Genomic DNA, 19,604 nt, shown 5'->3' with positions numbered 1-19,604 from the left:
GATCTTCCTTGATTACCGTGGTGTAATCCCAATACTGCTACGAATGGTTCCGCCCGTAATCACCATTTGTCCAAGTTGCTGACCTGTGGAGGCAGCCGTCGGATAAAAATTAAGATTGGCTTTGAGCACCTGTGATGGTGTTTGAGATGGATTGAGATCCACTTGATTGGCCACCACAAACGTATCTTTGGTGAGTTTCAGATTCGTATTTAGATTCAAATTTCCCGAGATTTTATCTAGACCCAGCGCCGCATTCGTACTTGGATCGACAATATGGATGTAATTGCGATTTTCGTTACTGGCTGAAGCCAGTAAATTCACATTTCCTTTTAAGGTCAGATCTGAGGCGGCGCCCGGAATCAGCATTAACGATGCAGTTCCATCCAGACGTAATCCAATTGCAAAAAGCACATCTGAGTTTTGGGTGAAATTATTTGAAGGCACAAAGCAAGCGACCGATGTACTGGTATTACATGCGGCAATATTATAACGACTACCAGGCAATTGCCCTAAAGCCAGTTCGGCATTTAAGGCAATAATAAGTTTCGTTAAATCAAGCGCGATACCATTTTGCTCAAAGCCAATACTTCCGTTGGTATCTAGAAACAAATCAATATTGCGCAAACCAGCATAGTAGTTAACTTCTTCACCACTGTTCGCATTTTTAGCACCATCAATCAACATCACCGATGTGGTTTTACTACCATCAGTATTACGCCCTTGAGTAGATAAAGCTAAACCAAAACCAATGCCTTGCTTATCTTTATTTGTGCCATAAGTAGTGCCATAGATGCCTAAGTTTGCATTTAAGTTATAAATGGGCAAACCTAAGCCCCATGTCGCGGTTTGATTATTGATTTGATTGGCACTGTCGTTGCTGTTGTCGGCAATAAAGCGTGCACTGCGCGCGATGGCTTGAAACTCCATACCCCGAATGGCCAAACTTAAGATATTGGGATTCGATGTGACACTCGACTCATACAGATTATGCCGATAAATCCCGGCCTGCCGACCCAACAGCGCCGCTATGGTGGAACTAATCTGAAATTCCATCGATTGGGTTTTCACGGCATTGATATATAAATCACCAAAATTGATTTGTGCCAAATTCTGATTCAGTGCCAGATTGCTCGAACCTGCGGCAATGCCCTGACGGATCTGTAACGGCGTGAGGTTCCCAAATTCGATGGCATAGCTGTTTTTTCCGGTGCCCCCGAGCTCAAGCCGTGTGCCCTGTGTGGTGACTTGTCCGTTACTGTCTTTCACATCTGGCGTAAAACTGGCTTTCATGGCCACATGCACGCCGGTCGATCCGGTCATATCTGAGCTGGCAGTTGCAGTACCAATTTGTGCCCCACCTAAAGTTGGTCGTGCCGCATTGACAGAAATCTCTGCATCACGCAGTGCACCCGATGCCCCCAAACGTAAAATCGGTTTAACTGTGCTGTCATCATTTTGCGCGGCATACGCTGCTGGGTCTGTGCCTACATTGGCTTTATAACGCAAGTCGACGTTGAAACCCGGTTTGGTTTTGCCTGTATTGTCCAAATCGGCTACACGGTCTAGCATGATCTGATTGGTTGAACCTGTTGTGCCTTGCGCGTTGGTTGAAAGCACAAAGCCTTTGACAGGATCGAGATACATATAACCCGAGCCTTTAAAATTAAAATTAAAATCTTTTAAAACCAGTTGGTTCACCGCTGCGCTATTTTTTAGACTATAAAAAATATTGGCATTTTGCAGACCAAATTCCAGATAACCCAGCTCTTGCGCATTGAACAGCCCATTCGCGGTTTGTAGTAAAAATTTAGTGCCGTCCCGATCTTTAATCGTCAGCGCCCCCAAGCTTTGACTGCTGGCATCGGAGCAATTGGCTGTATTGGCAACATCGGAGCAAACTTTGATATCGGCAATATGTATTTGCGATGGATTGAGCGCAGCTTCGAGGCGAATTCCGGCTTTATTGGTGGAGGTTGTACCTACATCGAATTTGATGGTACCGCCCACAGCCTGACTGCCCAGTTGTGTAATCGCCAAATTATTTAAAGACAAATTTAAGTTGCCAGAACTGCCATCTGCAAACGTGGTATTGTCTTTCCAGTTAATCTGGTTGGCTGTGACTTTATCGGTTTGAAGTTGCACGGTCAGGCCATCTTTACCCGATACCTCTCTGAGGTTTTGATCTGAGAGTGCTTCCATTGCAACGGTATATTGTGCAGTTAAAATACTCAGCATCAGCACAGTTAAACGCGTTTTATTTTTATTCATTTATCTGTCCCTTTAACACCGTGAGGTCGCTGAACCGTTACAGCTAAACACCTTAACCGAACCTGACAATGCCAGATTCGCATTGATGTTCACCCCCACAAAACCACGCTCCAATCCTTGGTCAAAACCAGTATAAGTAGACGGCACAAAGGTACTTAAATACCCTTTTTGGCTGTCTGCTATTCCTGTATCGGTTTCAATCGAAAGTGCCTCAAAACCCAGATTACGAATCTGGATCGGATATTCATCTAAAAAAGTCAGTTTGAGCGCAGAGCGATATTGATTGGTATTCACCGTCACCGTTGTGCCATCGAGCTGAAACTTATCGATCGCCAAAGTGCCCTGAATTTTTTTAAAGACCAGCCAATATAAATTGCCGTTTTGATCCTGACGATTATTAAATGCCAAGGCTAAACGACAATACTGATTTGCGCCATTGGCGCAGGCATAGGTATTAGACAAACCGCTACCTGTCGGAACGGCCTGATTGAGTGACAAAGATAGGCTTAAATCGGCCCCACCTTGGCCCTGAACCTGACTTAGCTCCTGATTGCTCAATGCTTTTAAACCTGATGGATCGGCATATACCATGCTGCTGATCAGTAGTACGCCCATTAAACCGAGACGATGAATTTTCATGCTGATACGCTCCTTCAAAGTCCGGTGGTCGAAATTTTAAAATGCTGAATCATCAGGCCATCAATTGCTGCCGAACCTAAATTCACCGCATTGCCAGATGGATCTTTAAAAGTGACCCCTACAGCCGAGCTGGTATTCACCGCATTTAGTAAGTTGCCGCTTCCGATTCCGACTGTTCCAATACTGATACTACTGTGTGTAGCGGTTGTGCCTTGATAATTCACCCCAGCAATGGTGGAGGCCGTGCCACAGCTTTGCACGTTACAGGTCGAACCCTTATAAGCTGAGTTGGTACCCGAGTAATCGGTATAAATTTGCTGATAAATACTGGCCACGTTTGGAATACGGGTCAGCTCCAAAGAAAAATTGGTGCCGTCGGTATTAAAAATAAGCGGCTGATAAATATTACCCAAAACCAGATTGATATTTGGGCTATAAATGTATAAGCCCTCTTGAGCATTAAAACTTGGTGCGCCGCCGCCAGTAATGGCCGGTGTATTTAAGCAAGTTCCGGTACTGGTACAGCTACTGGTATCTGTAGTGGCTTCAGCCGAGCTGATTCTTAGCACGCGACTCGCATCTGCTGTGGTACGCGTACCCGCATTGTAATCGGTATTTAAACGAATCAATGCCGCCAAACCGAGTGTTTGATTATATGAAGCTGGTAGCCCTGATGCCTGCGCATTGCCTAAAGTTTGAAACAGCTTAAAGTTCGAGCCGTTTAAATTTAGACCATTGAGCACCATTTGCACACGTAAGCGCTGTTCAAGTCCACCTAAAGTGGTTGGTGCGCCAGTTACAGGGTTCACGGTGGTGCTGGTGGTCGAGTTACGCGAAAAGATATCGCCCCATAAGCCCAATTTGGCAGGGTCTGTGCCGACTGTGCCATCTGCCCGCAGTAAAGGAGCCTCAAGGCTTAAGTAACTTAAATTTTGGAGATTCCCTGCAAAATCAAAAGTATTGACAGGTAATACATTTAAAACCCACGGGTTAGATTCAGTACCGAGATTGAGTCCAGTATTGCTAAAGCGTGAGTTGACATCGCTGTCGCTTTTAGAGAGTGCCAAACCGTAAAGATACAGATCGGCTTTTTTTGCACCTGCGGCAGTGGCCGTTGCAGACAATGGGCCGACAGGAATCACACGAATCAGACCGGTATCAAAACTTCGATCTGCCACACGGGCTTTATTTTGTGCTGTACTTAAATTGTCTTCTGCCTTTTGAAACACCATTTTGACGTTTTCGGGCAAGATCGCAATCCCTTCACCAGTTTGCTGACTCAAGCTTTCATCTGACAATGCTTCCAAGGCAAAAGCTGAATGAGCGAGGCCTAAGCCTAGACTCAAAAGTAGCACTGCGAGTTGAACGTTGACTGTAGAATGTCCTGTCGTCATCATGACCATCCTGTTATACGATGCTCCGCACCATATTTTATTTTTCTTGATTTTATCTGCTGTGAAAAGCGTCCCGCCTGCCACATGGGCTAGCAATTTTGCCAACCCTGACTCACTTTCTATTATGCGTATTGTTTAAACAAATGCAAAAAAAAAACATGTAAAAAAAAACATTTCCGACAAGCGTAAGCTAATACGGCTTTTTACGCTTCAATTTACAACACCATAAACGTTGCGACTTGCGAACACCGAACACGCTTTAAAATTTTAAAAAGGCAGAATAACTCAGTGGTATGGAGAAACTCACCAAAATCAGTGATGCAGTGCGTTGTAGGTTAGATGGATTAAACCAGCGTGTCCGATTTTTTGCCAGCAACGCCCCAACGATAATCCAGAAAGTTGCAATCGGGATAATCAGCATGAGAAATACAGCCATATGTAGACCGTACAAATGCATGTTGGACCACGCAGCCTGTGGGAAAATGGCAGAGGCAAACAATAAACCTTTCGGATTTAAAATAGTGGCACAAAGGAGTTCGGTAAAACGAATCGTAGGTTGAGACAAATTTTGTTGATGATCGGCTGTACGCCACAGCTTGATGGCCAAGTACAAAATGTAAAATGCACTAAGCAACTTCAAAATGGTTGGTAGTAAAGCAAAATGCTGGGAAATTAAACCAATCAGTAATCCCCAAAACGAGATCGAAATAATATATCCCGTGACTTCAGCAGGAATCAGCTTTAAAGATGCACGCACCCCGACCTGAATACCAGACGATGCCAGCAATGTATTGGTTGGGCCTGGTGTTAGCAAAATGGCAGCAACCAGTCCCACAAAAAACCATGAAATCATCCGATGACCTCACCCTGTATCAAACCAGACGAAAAACACTATAGCACCAGCCAACAAACATATACTGAAACTGCTCAGATTGATATTGGCCGTTCATGGATATTTTCAATACTTTACAGGGGTTTATAAGCTATAAATCAATAAGACGCAGCAGTCACTTTAAAAGTGTATATAATTATGACTTGTGTGATCTATCTCAATCTTTTTATTCAATTTTGCAATCTTGCGCCACAATTTGACACTTCGCTGCAAAAGGCGTACCGTTATATCTCGACACTTGGTTGTTTGTATTGCAATCAATTCCCTCTTTTTCAAAGCTTTAAGTTTTATCTAAGTTTTCCTCAGCACTATAGGTCATGTCCTGATGCACCAGATGATCGCGACAATGCGACATACCGTGGTATTGCGTATTGAATGATATTATGTCTATGGCAAAGCAGTTCTTCCAATCATGGCTTCCTTCATCTGAAAAGGTCGCTAATCTGAAATTGATGCGATTTTTTGGTAAACGATCGCTCAATCCTTTGCTGTGGTATATCAATCGAAAATCGATTACCCGTGCTGTATTTATAGGGACATTCTTTGGCCTGCTGCCCATTCCGTTTCACAGCTTGTTTATTGTTGCTGCTGTTCTGATGTTTGAAGTGAATCTTCCGATTGGGCTGGTTTTGGCATGGTTAAGTAATCCACTTACACTGGTACCGATTTTGTATATCGGCTTCTGGATTGGCACAAAAATTTATCATGTGCAGATGATCAATAAAGAAATGCTGCTCGGTGTCTTACATCAAATTTCGAACTGGGTGAGAAACTTCGGACACGCTCATATTGATTTAAGCCTCGCCAAAATTTTACTTTCCGGGCTGGTCATTGAAGCCTTAGTGGTTGCCATTGTTTTATCGGTGGTGACCAATTTATTTTGGCGCTGGAGTGTGATTCATCATTGGAAAAACAGACCAAACAAAAAGCCGAACTAAAGTTCGGCCTTGTTGTGAGCTCGGCTTATTTTGCTTTTAAGCCTTTCATGTATTCTTCGGCCACATGCAAAACGTATTCCTGACACGCCTCACCTGTACCGCCATCATACTTGCCGTTGTTGGTGATGTTGTTTGACACCACGCGAATACCGATAAATGGCACATTAAACTGACTGGCAATTTGTGCAACCGATGCCGCTTCCATTTCTTCTACCGACGTACCGTAACGGGTATTAAAGAATTTGATGCGATCTAGTTCGTTATTCCAAACGTCGGCAGAACCAATGGTTCCTTCAACCACCTTACCTTTGTTATAGCTCGATTTCACGCGCTGTGCAGCGGCAAGTAAACCGGCATCGGCTTGAAATTTACGAATTGCAATTGGCTCTGGGTCGGATTCATCTTTTGGTAGTACATCAAATGCTTCATTCCATTTGAGTGCATCCGATCCACCACCGACAGGCTGGTGCGGTGTTTTAAATGCACCAATATTGGTGGTGTATTGACCCAGCACAATATCGTAAACATTCAATTTTGGATCATGACCGCCCGATGTTCCTTGGTTGATAATCGCAACAGGCTGGAAACGTTCAATGGCAATCGCTGTTGCTGCTGCAGAGTTACTCATGCCCATACGCGTTTTTGAAATAATGACTGGATAGCCATGATACGTGCCTTTCCAGAATTTCCAGCCACCGATGGTTTCTACACTGACATCACTGAGTTTAGATGCCATTTGCTCAGACTCGACGGGTAAAGCACCCTGAATAATGATTGGTTTCAATGCTGACTTCACTTCAACTGAGGGAGTAGATGCAACATAATGGCTGCTACACGCGGTCAAAAACAAACCTGAGCAAAGACCAAGTGCAGTAAACAACGCTTTAAACTTCATTCGTTATCCTTAAATCCAAAAACAAGTAATTAGCAAATTTTATGCCAATCGTTCAAAAAAACTAACCAATAAAAGTTAAATAATCAGATAGATAGCATGATTATATAGAAAATCTAATAAAAATCATAATAAATAGGCTATATCTCGTGCAGATCTAGTGAACCCGTTTTCAAATTAAAAGATACGCTTGTCATCACGCGCACGTTGCGGCAAATCTGCTACGCGCGACCAAAGCGCCTGTGCAATCAGTTCATAACTTTCAGCAGCAGCATCTTGCGCAACCACACTCGGTTGGCCCTTATCGGCATTTTCACGAATTTGCCCATTAAGAGGCAGGCGCCCAAGCAGTGGAATCTGATACTGTTCAGACAACTGATCGCCCCCACCCGTACCAAAAATCTGCTCTTCAAAACCACAATTTGAACAGATATGGGTCGACATGTTTTCAATCACACCCAATACAGGAATACCCACCCGGTTAAATAGCTCAATACCTTTAGTGGCATCAAGCAATGCGACATTTTGAGGAGTGGTTACAATCACAGCACCCGAAACCGGAATGCGCTGTGCAAGCGTCAGTTGAATATCGCCTGTGCCCGGTGGCATATCGATCACCAGCACATCCAAATCTGGCCAGAGCGTCTGGTTAAAGAGCTGCATCAGCGCACCTGTAGCTTTTGGCCCACGCCATGCCACAGGAGTGTTATGGTCGCCAGTCAAATGTCCAATAGAAAGTACTGCTAGCCCATGTGCTTCAAGTGGCACAAAACTTTCATTTTCAATCATTGGGGTTTGACCCGCATTGCCCAACATGGTCGGAATACTTGGCCCATAGATATCGGCATCTAATATGCCCACCTTTAAACCTTGTTTGTGTAATGCCAAGGCCAAATTGACCGTGGTGGTCGATTTCCCCACACCGCCTTTACCAGAAGACACCAAAATCACATGTTGAATACGCGGGTGAGCAGCAACCTCACTTTGTAGCGGGGCTTTCTTTTGAATTGGTGGATTGTTCGGATCAGGTGTTGGTGATGCAGAGGCATCGACGACAGGAGGTAAAGTTGCGGCAACTTCTTGCGTACGCGGTGCGGTTTTTTGCTGAATTACATGCAAATTTAACTCTTCAATCCCTGCACCTTGTAACGCACCTGCAAGTTCGTCATGAATTTGCTGTAAATGATCGGCTTCTTCAGGATAGGTTTTGATCGTCAGTTGCAAGACACGACCCTGCACGTTTACTTGCGTAATACGGTCTTTAAGTTCGAATGAGTGTCCTGTAAGACGATAGGTTTGAAGTATGGCTTGAATGTCTTCTTCTTTCACCTCTTGTGCGGGTGAAAATACAGATTTAAGCGATGAAAGCCACGACATTCGTAATACTCCACAGAAATAATGCGTCTAGTAGAGCGTAGTTTAACAGTATTTTTATAAAAGCTCGTTCACTACACCATATTAATGTCGCATTTTCTCTACATCAATAATATGCAGTGAACGTATTTGAGTTAGCCAATTTTTAAGGGCAAGACTTATTTGTCGTTGCCTTTAAATTTGTTTAAAGTGTCGGTAGCTGTTTTTTTCAATTCGTCGAGTTTAGCCGATGCTTGTGTTTTAAGTTCATCGAGTTTCACCGATGCTTCATGCTTGAGCTCTTGTGCCTTTAACTTGGCTTCTTCAAGCTTATGCCCTGCTTCAGTTTTCAGATGATCGAACTTATCTTGCGCATCGCCTTTGGCATCATCCCATTTGGTTTTGGCTTCATCGACCTTGTCATCAAATGCAGCTTTTTTATCTGAATGATCACGCTCTGCATCTTTTTTAAAGTCATCTACAGCTTTTTCACCATTGAGCTTAGCCTCTTGAGCTTTATGCTTGAGGTCATCTAGCGCTTTTTCGCCTTCTAGCTTGGCCTCTTTGGCTTTATGTTTGAGTTCATCGCCTAGGTCAGCCGCTTTATTTTTTAAATCATCTAATTTGTTTTCGCTGGTCATGTCGCAATCCTCTTTGTCTTAGATATTTGAGTAAAATCTGTGATATGGAATCTTGATGGGAGCTTTGATCTATCTTCTTTTATACAATGCTTATGCAGCGAAAGGTTTAAAAACTGCAATTTGCAACAAAGATGATACACATTGTAGCGAAGTGTTTTATCTTAAATTTCAATATACTAATTCCTTTTCATTGACTTTTTTGACCAACAGCACACAGGCTTTGTAATTGAACAATTCTTAATTTACCCACTCAATTGAAAATTGACTGTAGAACTTCTCAAGCTCGCATGAAATAGAGCTGCGTGTTGTCAAATGTTAGGGATAATTCAACTTCGTTGTTGTGCCACCTTACAGATCAACTTTTGAAAAAATGCACCAAATGGTCAACTTTTCATAGCGAGGAAGCTATATCTTGCTTTCACGATGTAATCGATTGAATCATTGCGACGTTGATTAAAAAAACTAAACGATACACAGCGGATATGCTGAGTCTCAATAAAATTTTTAGACTTTTTAATGATGAAAAATAAAATTAAAAACATGAATTATTTAATAATAAATCTAAAATTTATTCTTTAAAAATCATCTTACAGCACCTTTAATTACAAAGTTTAACAACTTTGCATCAAAATAACATAAAATCGCGTCCACCAAGATTACGCAATTCACGGTCAGTGTAGCCGAGCCCATGCCAGTAGAGTGGCATATTCATTGCTTAGGTCTTTTGCGTTCGTTTTTTCTAAAGAATCTTTTGTTTAGACATAGTGCGATATGTCTAAAAATTTATGATGTTGGAGTAGTTCTAATAATGTCTCTTAAATCGTTAAGCACTGTATTTTTAGCTGCAGCAACATTGCTGGGTGTACAACAGGCCAATGCTGGTGTGAATGCTACACTTTGGGGTATTTATAGCAATGATGTCAAATTTTCGCCAAAAACAGTAGAAAATGCCTATCTTGAGCTTGAGTATTATGGTCAGACTGGTCCAATCGATTGGTATGGCTATTTCGATGCGCCAAAATATTTTGGTGGTAACGACAACATTAAAGGGGTTTGGGATAAAGACGGTTCTAAACTCTTTGCTGAAAACCAGCCAAAAGTTTCGTTCAATCGTTTAACCGGTAAAGATCTCTCCGTTGGGCCATTTAAAGACTGGTTCTTTGCAACTGACTGGATCGTAGACGCTGGTGGTCACTCGAATAACAGCCAAAATACCTTGTACTATGGTTTGGGTACCTCAATTGACACCCACACCAAACTTGGTATGAATGTAAACGTATTTGCAAAACAGCAATGGGAAAACTACGGCGCGCCAAACTCATATACTTCAGATGATGGCGGACGTTTACAGGTTCAGTTTTTCTATCCGCTTTATTCATTTAATAATGGCGCATCACTCAACTATTTCACCTTTACCAACTATGACTTTGGTTCGAAACTTGGCGATAAAGACCCGAACCGCACCAATGAAGCTTTGGTTTCAACGCATGTTTTTTCTTATAACATGAAGCATCTGCGTTTATTCACTGCTGCGCGTTACTTCCACAATGGCGGTCAGTTTAAAGACGGCGCGGTTGCCAACTGGGGTAATGGCGACTTTGTACAAAACAGTACCGGCTGGGGTTACTACGTCGCTGCGGGTTATCAGTTCTAAGTCATTCACCTCTCGATCCATCTCCCTCAAGCCTGCTCGCAGGCTTGAGTTGTTTTAAGCACTTCATCTGAGTGCTCTTTTTTAATTTTCCCTTCTCTGTCAAGCCATGCCTTGCTTTGTTTTCTCGGGTTCATCAGTTAGAATCATCGGTCTTATGAATACGAATGAGAGAATCCAATCCGTGCGTAAAATTTTAGTCACCAACGCCCTCCCTTATGCCAATGGACCCATCCATATGGGCCACTTACTCGGTTATATCCAAGCAGATATTTGGGTTCGTGCCATGCGTGCAATGGGCCATGATGTGACCTACGTATGTGCGGATGATGCTCATGGTACGGCAATCATGTTACGTGCCGAAGCCAATGGAATCTCGCCAGAACAGCAAATTGCCAATGTACAAAAAGAACATATCCGCGATTTTGACGGGTTTGGTGTACATTTCGATCATTACGACTCGACTCACAGCGCTGAAAACAAAGCACGTTCTGAAGATATTTATTTAAAAAACCGCGAAGCAGGCAATATTGCCGTTCGCCCGATCACTCAGCTTTTCGATCCTGAAAAACAAATGTTTTTATCAGATCGTTTTATTAAAGGCACTTGCCCAAAATGTAAAGCAGAAGACCAATATGGTGATGCGTGTGAAGTATGTGGCACCACTTACAATGCCACCGAATTACTTAATCCGCGTTCGACTTTAAGCGGCGCAACCCCCGTTGAAAAATCGTCAGATCATTACTTCTTTAAGCTACCCAACTTTGGTGAATACTTGCAAAAATGGACACGTGACGAAGGTCGTTTGCCAGTATCGATTGCCAACAAGCTAGATGAATGGTTTGAAGCAGGTTTAGCCGACTGGGATATTTCACGCGATGCGCCGTATTTTGGTTTTGAAATTCCAGATGCACCTAACAAGTATTTTTATGTGTGGGTCGATGCGCCAATTGGCTATATGTCGAGCTTTGAAAACTACATCAAAGCCAAGCGCCCAGAGCTCAACTTTGATGATTACTGGAAAAAAGACAGCCAAAACGAAGTCTATCACTTCATTGGTAAAGATATTGTTTACTTCCATGCGCTGTTCTGGCCGGCAATGCTTGAAGGTGCCAACTACCGTACTCCAAGTGGTTTATTCGTTAATGGTTTCCTGACGGTCAATGGTCAGAAAATGTCGAAATCACGCGGTACCTTTATTAAAGCAGAAACCTATTTACAGCACCTGAATCCAGAATACCTACGCTACTACTTTGCATCGAAACTTTCGGACAAAGTGGAAGATTCAGATTTGAATCTGGATGATTTTGTACAAAAAGTAAATTCTGATTTGGTCGGTAAAGTGGTCAACATTGCCAGCCGCTGTGCCAAATTTATCAATAGCAGCTTTAACAATACCCTATCTGCAAACTGTGCAGAACCAGAACTGGTACAAAGCTTTATCGATGCTGGCGACTCTATTGCACAAGCCTACGAGGCGCGTGAGTTTAGCGCTGCAATTCGTGAAATTATGGCGCTGGCCGACAAAGCCAACCAATATATCGATGAGAAAAAACCATGGGCGCTTGCGAAGCAAGAGGGTCAAGAACAACAAGTTCATGACGTTTGCTCAGTCGGGATTAACTTATTCCGTCAGCTTGCGATTTACCTGTCTCCTGTGCTGCCAACACTTGCTGCTCAAGTTCAGGCTTTCTTACAACTTGAAAGCTTTGATTTTGCATCACGTCAGCAAATCTTGCTTGCACACGAAATTGCACAGTTCCAACCACTCATGCAACGTGTAGATCCGAAAGCTGTGGCTGCGATGGTCGATGCATCTAAAGATTCGTTGGCTGCTACAGCAGAAGCACCAAAAGCGGAAAAGAAAAAAGAGAAGAAAGTCGAGAAGAAGCCTGAACCAAAAGTAGGTGAAGCTGCTCTTAATACCAGCACTATCGGTATTGAAGACTTTATGAAAGTTGACCTTCGTGTAGCGCTTGTGCAAGACGCTGCGACAGTTGAAGGCTCAGACAAGCTGCTTCAATTGACTTTAGATGTCGGCGAAGCTGAACCGCGCAATGTCTTTAGCGGGATTCGTGAGTTTTATCAGCCTGAAGAGTTAAAAGGCAAACTGGTGGTGATGGTGGCGAACCTTGCACCACGTAAGATGCGTTTTGGTATTTCTAACGGGATGGTTTTAGCTGCGGGTAATGGCGACGGTGTTTGGGTAATTTCACCAGACAGCGGTGCAAAACCGGGCGATAAAGTGTCTTAATTTTACCAAATAAAAAAAGCTGGAGTTTTCCAGCTTTTTTTATTTGCTTTAGATTTTATTTACGCTTTGGCATTGGTCTGAATCATTTGTTTCACAGCACGAAATAAATCCGAATCTGGCTCAGCCAGCGTGTTCACAATATCAAAATGATTGTGTCCTTTATCTTTCAAATACGCCACTTGAGAATAACCTTGCGTTATGCAAGTCTCATAAAAATTCAAAGTCTGATTTTTAAAACCTTGTGTCTCAAGTTCACCAACTGACAATAACAAAGGCGCTGCTGTTGAAGGATGAGGAAGATCATGAATAGGACTAAGTCGATCGGCTTGTTCAATATTGAGTTTTAACCATTGATTTTGGTCGATATCGCAAAGTGGTTTTAAGTCAAACAATCCACTCAAAGCCACCACGCCTTTAATAACATTCTTAGGGACATCAAAATGCTGCTGCCATTGATCATTCCAAAGCATAGCCACCAAATGCCCACCCGCTGAACTGCCACAGACATAAATCTGTTCAGCATCGATTCCATACCGATGTGCATTTTTGTATAGCCAAGCTATTGCAGAACGTATTTCTTTCACGATCTCAAACAAAGTAAATGTTGGACATAAGTTATATTCGACTGTTACCACAGAAATACCATGTTTGACCATATTTTCTGCCATGGAACAAGCATCATCTTTAGACTGAGCCCGCCAGTATCCACCATGAATATAAACAAATACTGGAGCTGGTTGTGAAACACTTGGAAAGATATCGAGTTTCTCCTGCTTAGAAACTCCATATGCAATATCGTATAGTCCTACAACACGTTGTTTGGCCTGCTCGGCCAATTGACGATAGATCTGCATACAGTTTTCAAAATCAGCGACTGAGTTTCTGGCATTATATTGTCGATTACGTTCTTCAATATCTGAGAAATATAAGTCCATATATTTTTCTCCTTTAAGTCACAATTTCAGCTTTATTATTATGTCGATCACTTTGAAGATTAAGTCCCAAAAAAGCAATAAAGGTAGGTACAGACAAGATCAACAGAATTTCGCCCAATGAAAAACTAAATTGGAAAATTAGCGATCCTGTAAAGGCCCCAAAAATTGCCCCTAATCGTCCGATTCCATGCATCCACGATACACCAACTGCTCTACACTCAGTTGGATATGAAATCGTTGCCAGAGGTAGTAAAGCTGCCTGAGCACCAGCCAACATAGCACCTGTAAGTAAAATGGTGAGGCTAAGTAAAAATAGATTTGAATGAATAAAACTTGCCGTTATAAACAGAATAAAAGCAATCAAATAGGCGCTTTTGATGACTCGATGTGGATTTATCTTATCCATATACCAGCCAATAATCGCAGCCCCAATTGCTCCGCCAATTGGAAAAACAGAAGCAATTAAACTAAATTGTTCTGTACTTAAACCCGACGTTTTTAAAATGGTCGGCATCCAACTTGTGAACAGATAAAATACCAGCAGACTCATAAAACATGACAGCCAAAGGCATACGGAAATCTTTAAGTGACGACGAAATAAAAACTGAACAGGACGAATCGATTGTGAGGAAGTCGTATCGACAACATTTGCGAGGCGTGTTAGATCAATTACAGATCCCTGAATTTTTTCTAAAATTTTCTGTGCTGCTATTAATTGATTGTGTTTAATTAAAAAGCGAACTGATTCAGGTAATTTAAAAAACAGGACCATTAGCAGTAAAAGTGGCAAGATACCACAAACTACCATAATCATTCTCCACCCTATCGTTTCAAGAAATACGCTTGAAATGAGTCCACCACTTGAAATACCCAATAAAAAACCGCAACCTGGGATGCTGGTTAGAAAAACTTTGCGATTTGCAGGCATATACTCAGATACAAGCGTACTGATATTTGGCATGACCGCACCTAAACCCAAGCCTGTCATTAAACGGTAGATCATCAGTTGAGTGGTATCGGTTGCAAATCCTGATAAAACAGAAAATAACGCAAATAAAAATGTGCTGACTAAAATCGTACCCTTACGACCAAATCGGTCTGATATCGGTCCGGAAATTATTGCACCAATAGACATTCCAACCAAAGCGGCACTTAAAACTGGAGCAAGTGCTGGTTTACTAATGCCCCAGTCGTCTAGTAATGCAGGGGCAATAAATCCAATAATTCCTGTATCTAATCCATCACAGAAAAAAATTAAAAAACTCAAAATCAATACCTGCTTTTGCAAGCGTGATAATCTATTTTGATTAATGATGTCATCCACATGTATCGTCTTCATTCGTTCCTTCACCTTGTTATCGATTGTGATCATGACTTGATTAAATCTATTTCTAAGTGAAAGCTCTATCCGAATTGTCCAATTCTTTATCCAATCAGATGAAAACTGAACCTCGGTGCTACATCAAAATTCCAAATCGAGATTTAGATTCAATTTCCTACGAAGTACAGCTATATGCTTGTTGAAAATTAAATGCAAAATAGTATTGGTCATGCTAAAACAAAGTTACGTACATCTACTTTTATAAGAATGCTCATGACATTATTAAGATCAACAGTTATAGCGACCAGCCTTGTTTTCGGTACAATTTCCACACTACAGGCTGCAAGTTTGTCTATGCAGACTTCACAAAAACAAGTCGCAGGCTATTACCAATATCAAGCAGGCAATGTTCAAATCACCGCCCTGCTCGACGGTACAAACTTTATGTCCCCTACGCTATTTAAAGATATTCCACAGCAACAAGTACATGACATTTTAAAGAAATACTATGCCGATCAAGAGAAAGGCGTTCAAACTTCAGTTAATGCATTTTTGGTCAATACTGGAAAATCGCTGGTACTGGTCGATAGCGGTGCTGCCAGTTGCTTCGGGGCGCATTTAGGTTCTGTTTTAACCAATTTAAAAGCAGCGGGATACCAGCCTGAACAGGTCGATACCATTTTACTGACTCATTTACATCCCGATCATGTTTGCGGTATCAGTAAAAATGGCACTGCCAATTTTCCAAATGCCACCGTATATGCTTCACAAGATGAAGCCAATTATTGGTTAGATGCAAAGCAGGCCAGCAAAGTGCCAGAAGCCAAACGTGCAGGCTACTTGGGTACTGTCGAAAAAATCAAAGCAGCGCTGGCACCGTATCAAGCGAAACAACGCTTTAAAACCTATAAGCTTGGCGACGAAATCCAAGGCTTTAAGGTGATCAGTACCGCAGGTCACACACCGGGACACTTTAGCTATGCCCTTAAAACTGATAGCGAAACCGTGGTATTTATTGGCGATATTGTTCACTCACATACGGTGCAGTTTGATCGGCCAAAAACAGCCATTGAATATGACATTAACCCACAACAAGCTGTTCAAACACGCTTAAAACAATTTGCAGATTTTGCCAAAAATGGACAAACCATCGCCGCACCACATTTACCCTTTCCGGGAATTGGGCATGTGTATTCGGCAGATGGAAAAAGCTATCAATGGATTCCTGTGCATTTTAAAGATTAACCTTTAAACGAGTTGGATTATATCAATTTCGTTATTTCAAAATTTATGAAATTACGAAGTGCGGATGCGTGGCATGCATGTTGCAAAATTTCTTGAAACTCTATCAAGAACCGAAGCACCTGATATGAACACGAATCCGACAGCATTATCGCCAGAGCACGAGCATCTCGGACTGGCTAAAAATCTGACTTATGGCTTCCAGCATGTACTCACGATGTACGGTGGACTCATTGCAGCCCCACTGGTTGTTGGTCTTGGTATTGGATTATCTCAAGCCGATATCGGCCTGCTCATTACAGCCTCAATTTTAGTGGCCGGCTTAGCCACTTTGCTTCAAACCCTTGGCGTGAAGTGGTTTGGCTCTAGACTGCCAATCGTGCAAGGCACCTCGTTTGCTGCCGTTGCAAGTATGATCGCAATTGGTGCAAATGGAGGAAGCTTTCAGTCCATTCTTGGTGCAATTATCGTCAGTTCAATTTTTGGTGTGGTGATCGCACCATTTTTTTCCAAAATTGTTCGCTTCTTTCCACCGATTGTGACGGGTTCGATTATCACCATTATTGGAGTTTCGCTATTACCTGTCGCGATTCGCTGGATCATGGGCGGTAATCCTAAAGCGCCTAACTGGGGTTCGCTTGAAAATCTGGGACTGGCAGGCATCACACTGGTGTTTTTACTCCTGATTACCAAATTCGGTTCTGCCGCAATACGTCGTTTGGCGGTACTCTTGGCGATTGTTTTTGGTGCTGTCGTGGCATTTACATTAGGACTGGCAGATTTTTCCAAAGTCAGTCAGGGCGCTTGGGTGGCATTACCGAATATTCTGGGCTTTGGTATGCCTGTATTTGAATGGCCAGCAATTTTATCGATGTGTATTGTAACGCTGGTCATTTTGACCGAAACCACGGCGAGCTTGCTGGCAATTGGTGAAATTGTCGAAACCAAAGTAGACAATACCCGTATTGCCGATGGCCTACGTGCAGATATGCTCTCCTCTGCGATTGCACCATTTTTTGGGGCATTTATGCAGTGTGCATTTGTTCAAAATGTCGGTCTGGTTGCCATTACCGGCGTGAAAAGCCGCTTTGTGGTGGCAAGTGCTGGGGCAATTTTAGTGGTACTTGGCTTACTGCCGGTATTTGGTCGCTTGGTGGCGTCTATTCCAATGCCGGTTCTGGGCGGTGCGGGTTTGGTACTGTTTGGTAGTGTTGCCGTCAGTGGTATTCGTACACTGTCTAAAGTCGATTATCAGGTTCAATCCAATATGATTATCGTGGCTGTATCACTCGGTGCTGGCCTCATTCCACTCATCAGTCCTGAATTTTTCCATGCCATGCCAAACGCAATTCAAACCTTATTTCACTCTGGTATCAGTATCACGTGTTTGGCTGCGGTATTACTTAATCTCTTTTTTAATCACTTGCATTTCGGTAAAAAAACAGCCTCGGATGAACTCGGCAAAACCACTGCTACTGCACCTCATTCTTCATAATTCTGAATCAAGATCCGTTCACAAGCCAGTCTATTCCTAGACTGGCTTTTGTTTGGAGTGACATTTACAACTGACGCCATAAATGCAGGCAGCTTTTTGAATTACATTGATGTTTTTTCTTTATAAAAAAAGAAGTAACTGGCATAGCAAGCCGCAATAAACAAGATACAGCACACAAATCCAACTTGCATTGAAGGATCGGCCACCATACTGATACAAGTAATGGTACAAAACACCCCGCCCAATATCGGCGTAAGTGGGAAGAGCGGCGCCGCAAATTTTAGATCTTTAGCGGTTTTACCAGATTTGATCCATTGTCTACGAAAGTTAAACTGGCACACACAAATTGAAATCCACACCACCACCATGGTAAATGCCGCCACGCCTAGCAGATTTTTAAAAATGGTTTCGGGTGCAAAATGTTCAGAAAGCAGACCCGGAATGGCACCAAACATAGTGACCGTAATCGCTACAATCGGTGTACCTGAAGCAGTGAGCTTTTTGAAAACTTTAGGAAGCTGATTTTTGGCCGACAATGACCACATCATACGAGATGCCGCAAACAAACCAGAGTTGGCTGCCGAAAGCAAAGCCGTAATAATCACAAAACGAATAATATCTTCGGCATAAGGGATGCCGATGTAGTTAAATACCGTCACAAACGGACTGTTGCTGACACTATTTGAATTCAGCCCCGCCATTTCATACGGTAGCAATGCACAAATCACAATAATTGTGCCGACAAAGAAAATTAATAACCGCCAAATCGCCGCATTGATGGCTTTAGGTACGGTTTGAGCTGGATTTTCAGCCTCACCTGCTGCCACACCAATCAATTCGGTGCCCGAAAAGGCAAAATTGACAATGAGCATTGTGGCAAAGATGGGGAAAACACCATTAGGAAACCAGCCATGTTCGGTTAATTTACTAAATAGCGGCGCAGATTCATGCCCATGATAAGAAATCACGCCAAAAATGGCGGCAAGCCCTAAACCAATAAAGCAGATAATGGTGAGCACCTTCACCAAGGACAGCCAAAATTCCGATTCTGCAAACAATCGAGTAGAGCTGACATTCAGTGTAAAGATCGACCCTGCAAAAATCAGGGTCCATGTCCACATTGAAACTGAAGGAAACCACTCCTGCATCAGTAAAGCCGCCGCAGTAAATTCGGTTCCCAGTGTGGCGGTCCATGTCAGCCAGTAAAGCCATGTAATCATGTAGCCTGTTCCCGGGCCAATGTACGTTCTGGCATATTCACCAAACGAACCCGACACCGGCATATGCACCGCAAGCTCCCCCAAACAGAGCATGACCATGTAGGCAATCACGCCACCGAGCAAATACGATAAAATAGCTCCCACCGGCCCTGCCTGTGAAATCACATCGCCCGAACCTAAAAAAAGCCCCGTTCCAATGGCACCACCCAATGAAATCATGACCAGATGACGTTTGGTCATAGCACGCTTTAAGGGCTTTCCTGTATCGTGATCTCGGGCGATCGCACTGGTTTGTGCGCTACTTCGATCTTGATAGCCTGATTGCTCGTTCAGGAATCCGCCTGCCTGCAATGTCTTTTCATTGTCATTACTCATCCACATTCACTCCAACTATTTTTTTGACAACATGTCCTTGCTGTATATATCGCCCACCGGGCATTTCATCCGCGTTCTGGGTTTCAACGTCCGT

At 42.8% G+C, this 19,604-nt stretch carries 15 protein-coding genes; 5 read left to right on the top strand and 10 right to left on the bottom strand.

Features of this window, described 5'->3' with window-relative positions; all coding sequences use genetic code 11:
* Positions 1–12: 12 nt before the first annotated feature.
* From QLG00_RS07300 to QLG00_RS07285, 4 genes are all read right to left on the bottom strand, one after another.
* Positions 13–2,268: a DUF6160 family protein gene (locus tag QLG00_RS07300; RefSeq protein ID WP_282470721.1), complete on the bottom strand. Its 2,256-nt coding sequence runs from the start codon at positions 2,266–2,268 to the stop codon at positions 13–15.
* 12 nt (positions 2,269–2,280) lie between these two features.
* Positions 2,281–2,907: a hypothetical protein gene (locus QLG00_RS07295; protein ID WP_282470720.1), complete on the bottom strand. Its 627-nt coding sequence runs from the start codon at positions 2,905–2,907 to the stop codon at positions 2,281–2,283.
* 14 nt (positions 2,908–2,921) lie between these two features.
* On the bottom strand, positions 2,922–4,304 hold the full coding sequence (locus QLG00_RS07290) for a hypothetical protein (protein ID WP_282470719.1): 1,383 nt from the start codon (positions 4,302–4,304) through the stop codon (positions 2,922–2,924).
* Positions 4,305–4,560: 256 nt separating this feature from the next.
* The gene (locus QLG00_RS07285; protein WP_088459353.1) at positions 4,561–5,154 is read right to left on the bottom strand and encodes a LysE family translocator; all 594 of its coding nucleotides are present in this window, start codon (positions 5,152–5,154) and stop codon (positions 4,561–4,563) included.
* 422 nt (positions 5,155–5,576) lie between these two features.
* Here QLG00_RS07285 and QLG00_RS07280 point away from each other — a divergent pair, with 422 nt between their 5' ends.
* Complete coding sequence (locus QLG00_RS07280; RefSeq protein ID WP_174428798.1) at positions 5,577–6,131, top strand: DUF2062 domain-containing protein; 555 nt, start codon at positions 5,577–5,579, stop codon at positions 6,129–6,131.
* Positions 6,132–6,156: 25 nt separating this feature from the next.
* On the opposite strand, the gene QLG00_RS07275 is transcribed toward QLG00_RS07280, so the two are convergent.
* The 3 genes from QLG00_RS07275 to QLG00_RS07265 all read right to left on the bottom strand — a co-directional run bounded on the left by QLG00_RS07275 (position 6,157) and on the right by QLG00_RS07265 (position 9,017).
* A complete protein-coding gene (locus tag QLG00_RS07275) occupies positions 6,157–7,026 on the bottom strand; it encodes a 5'-methylthioadenosine/S-adenosylhomocysteine nucleosidase (RefSeq protein ID WP_055415779.1) in 870 nt (289 codons plus the stop codon).
* A 174-nt stretch (positions 7,027–7,200) separates the two neighbouring features.
* A complete protein-coding gene (gene apbC / locus QLG00_RS07270) occupies positions 7,201–8,400 on the bottom strand; it encodes an iron-sulfur cluster carrier protein ApbC (protein WP_282470718.1) in 1,200 nt (399 codons plus the stop codon).
* A gap of 155 nt (positions 8,401–8,555) precedes the next feature.
* Entirely contained in the window at positions 8,556–9,017 is a 462-nt protein-coding gene (locus QLG00_RS07265) for a hypothetical protein (protein ID WP_004945655.1), read from the bottom strand.
* An 808-nt stretch (positions 9,018–9,825) separates the two neighbouring features.
* On the opposite strand from QLG00_RS07265, the gene tsx reads away from it, so the two are divergent.
* Together tsx and metG are read left to right on the top strand one after the other, a co-directional pair.
* The gene (gene tsx / locus QLG00_RS07260) at positions 9,826–10,671 is read left to right on the top strand and encodes a nucleoside-specific channel-forming protein Tsx (protein ID WP_004935130.1); all 846 of its coding nucleotides are present in this window, start codon (positions 9,826–9,828) and stop codon (positions 10,669–10,671) included.
* A gap of 181 nt (positions 10,672–10,852) precedes the next feature.
* Complete coding sequence (gene metG / locus QLG00_RS07255; RefSeq protein ID WP_282470717.1) at positions 10,853–12,922, top strand: methionine--tRNA ligase; 2,070 nt, start codon at positions 10,853–10,855, stop codon at positions 12,920–12,922.
* A 59-nt stretch (positions 12,923–12,981) separates the two neighbouring features.
* Here metG and QLG00_RS07250 read toward each other — a convergent pair whose 3' ends face one another.
* Together QLG00_RS07250 and QLG00_RS07245 are read right to left on the bottom strand one after the other, a co-directional pair.
* Complete coding sequence (locus QLG00_RS07250) at positions 12,982–13,857, bottom strand: alpha/beta hydrolase (protein WP_119025381.1); 876 nt, start codon at positions 13,855–13,857, stop codon at positions 12,982–12,984.
* Between the two features lie 13 nt (positions 13,858–13,870).
* Positions 13,871–15,196 (bottom strand): MFS transporter, encoded by a 1,326-nt coding sequence (locus QLG00_RS07245; protein WP_104124686.1) that lies wholly within the window; start codon positions 15,194–15,196, stop codon positions 13,871–13,873.
* A gap of 255 nt (positions 15,197–15,451) precedes the next feature.
* Between QLG00_RS07245 and QLG00_RS07240 the strand changes: the two genes are divergently transcribed.
* The gene (locus QLG00_RS07240) at positions 15,452–16,423 is read left to right on the top strand and encodes an MBL fold metallo-hydrolase (protein ID WP_151746462.1); all 972 of its coding nucleotides are present in this window, start codon (positions 15,452–15,454) and stop codon (positions 16,421–16,423) included.
* A 124-nt stretch (positions 16,424–16,547) separates the two neighbouring features.
* Complete coding sequence (locus tag QLG00_RS07235) at positions 16,548–17,915, top strand: nucleobase:cation symporter-2 family protein (RefSeq protein WP_282470716.1); 1,368 nt, start codon at positions 16,548–16,550, stop codon at positions 17,913–17,915.
* A gap of 101 nt (positions 17,916–18,016) precedes the next feature.
* Here QLG00_RS07235 and QLG00_RS07230 read toward each other — a convergent pair whose 3' ends face one another.
* Positions 18,017–19,510 carry an amino acid permease gene (locus QLG00_RS07230; protein WP_048763393.1) on the bottom strand — a complete coding sequence of 498 codons (1,494 nt, stop codon included), beginning with the start codon at positions 19,508–19,510 and terminating at the stop codon, positions 18,017–18,019.
* Positions 19,511–19,604: the final 94 nt, after the last annotated feature.

It is taken from the genome of Acinetobacter sp. V89_7, from assembly GCF_029967895.1.
Taxonomy (GTDB): Bacteria; Pseudomonadota; Gammaproteobacteria; order Pseudomonadales; family Moraxellaceae; genus Acinetobacter; species Acinetobacter soli.
Note: the sequence above shows the minus strand (reverse complement) of the source record. Positions and strands in the feature narration are given on the sequence as shown.

What these genes read in the sequence shown, in the direction of transcription:
- QLG00_RS07300 (WP_282470721.1), bottom strand. Translation starts at nt 2,268, where the DNA reads ATGAATAAAAATAAAACGCGTTTAACTGTGCTGATGCTGAGTATTTTA.
- QLG00_RS07295 (WP_282470720.1), bottom strand. Translation starts at nt 2,907, where the DNA reads ATGAAAATTCATCGTCTCGGTTTAATGGGCGTACTACTGATCAGCAGC.
- QLG00_RS07290 (WP_282470719.1), bottom strand. Translation starts at nt 4,304, where the DNA reads ATGATGACGACAGGACATTCTACAGTCAACGTTCAACTCGCAGTGCTA.
- QLG00_RS07285 (WP_088459353.1), bottom strand. Translation starts at nt 5,154, where the DNA reads ATGATTTCATGGTTTTTTGTGGGACTGGTTGCTGCCATTTTGCTAACA.
- QLG00_RS07280 (WP_174428798.1), top strand. Translation starts at nt 5,577, where the DNA reads ATGTCTATGGCAAAGCAGTTCTTCCAATCATGGCTTCCTTCATCTGAA.
- QLG00_RS07275 (WP_055415779.1), bottom strand. Translation starts at nt 7,026, where the DNA reads ATGAAGTTTAAAGCGTTGTTTACTGCACTTGGTCTTTGCTCAGGTTTG.
- apbC (WP_282470718.1), bottom strand. Translation starts at nt 8,400, where the DNA reads ATGTCGTGGCTTTCATCGCTTAAATCTGTATTTTCACCCGCACAAGAG.
- QLG00_RS07265 (WP_004945655.1), bottom strand. Translation starts at nt 9,017, where the DNA reads ATGACCAGCGAAAACAAATTAGATGATTTAAAAAATAAAGCGGCTGAC.
- tsx (WP_004935130.1), top strand. Translation starts at nt 9,826, where the DNA reads ATGTCTCTTAAATCGTTAAGCACTGTATTTTTAGCTGCAGCAACATTG.
- QLG00_RS07250 (WP_119025381.1), bottom strand. Translation starts at nt 13,857, where the DNA reads ATGGACTTATATTTCTCAGATATTGAAGAACGTAATCGACAATATAAT.
- QLG00_RS07245 (WP_104124686.1), bottom strand. Translation starts at nt 15,196, where the DNA reads ATGAAGACGATACATGTGGATGACATCATTAATCAAAATAGATTATCA.
- QLG00_RS07240 (WP_151746462.1), top strand. Translation starts at nt 15,452, where the DNA reads ATGACATTATTAAGATCAACAGTTATAGCGACCAGCCTTGTTTTCGGT.
- QLG00_RS07235 (WP_282470716.1), top strand. Translation starts at nt 16,548, where the DNA reads ATGAACACGAATCCGACAGCATTATCGCCAGAGCACGAGCATCTCGGA.
- QLG00_RS07230 (WP_048763393.1), bottom strand. Translation starts at nt 19,510, where the DNA reads ATGAGTAATGACAATGAAAAGACATTGCAGGCAGGCGGATTCCTGAAC.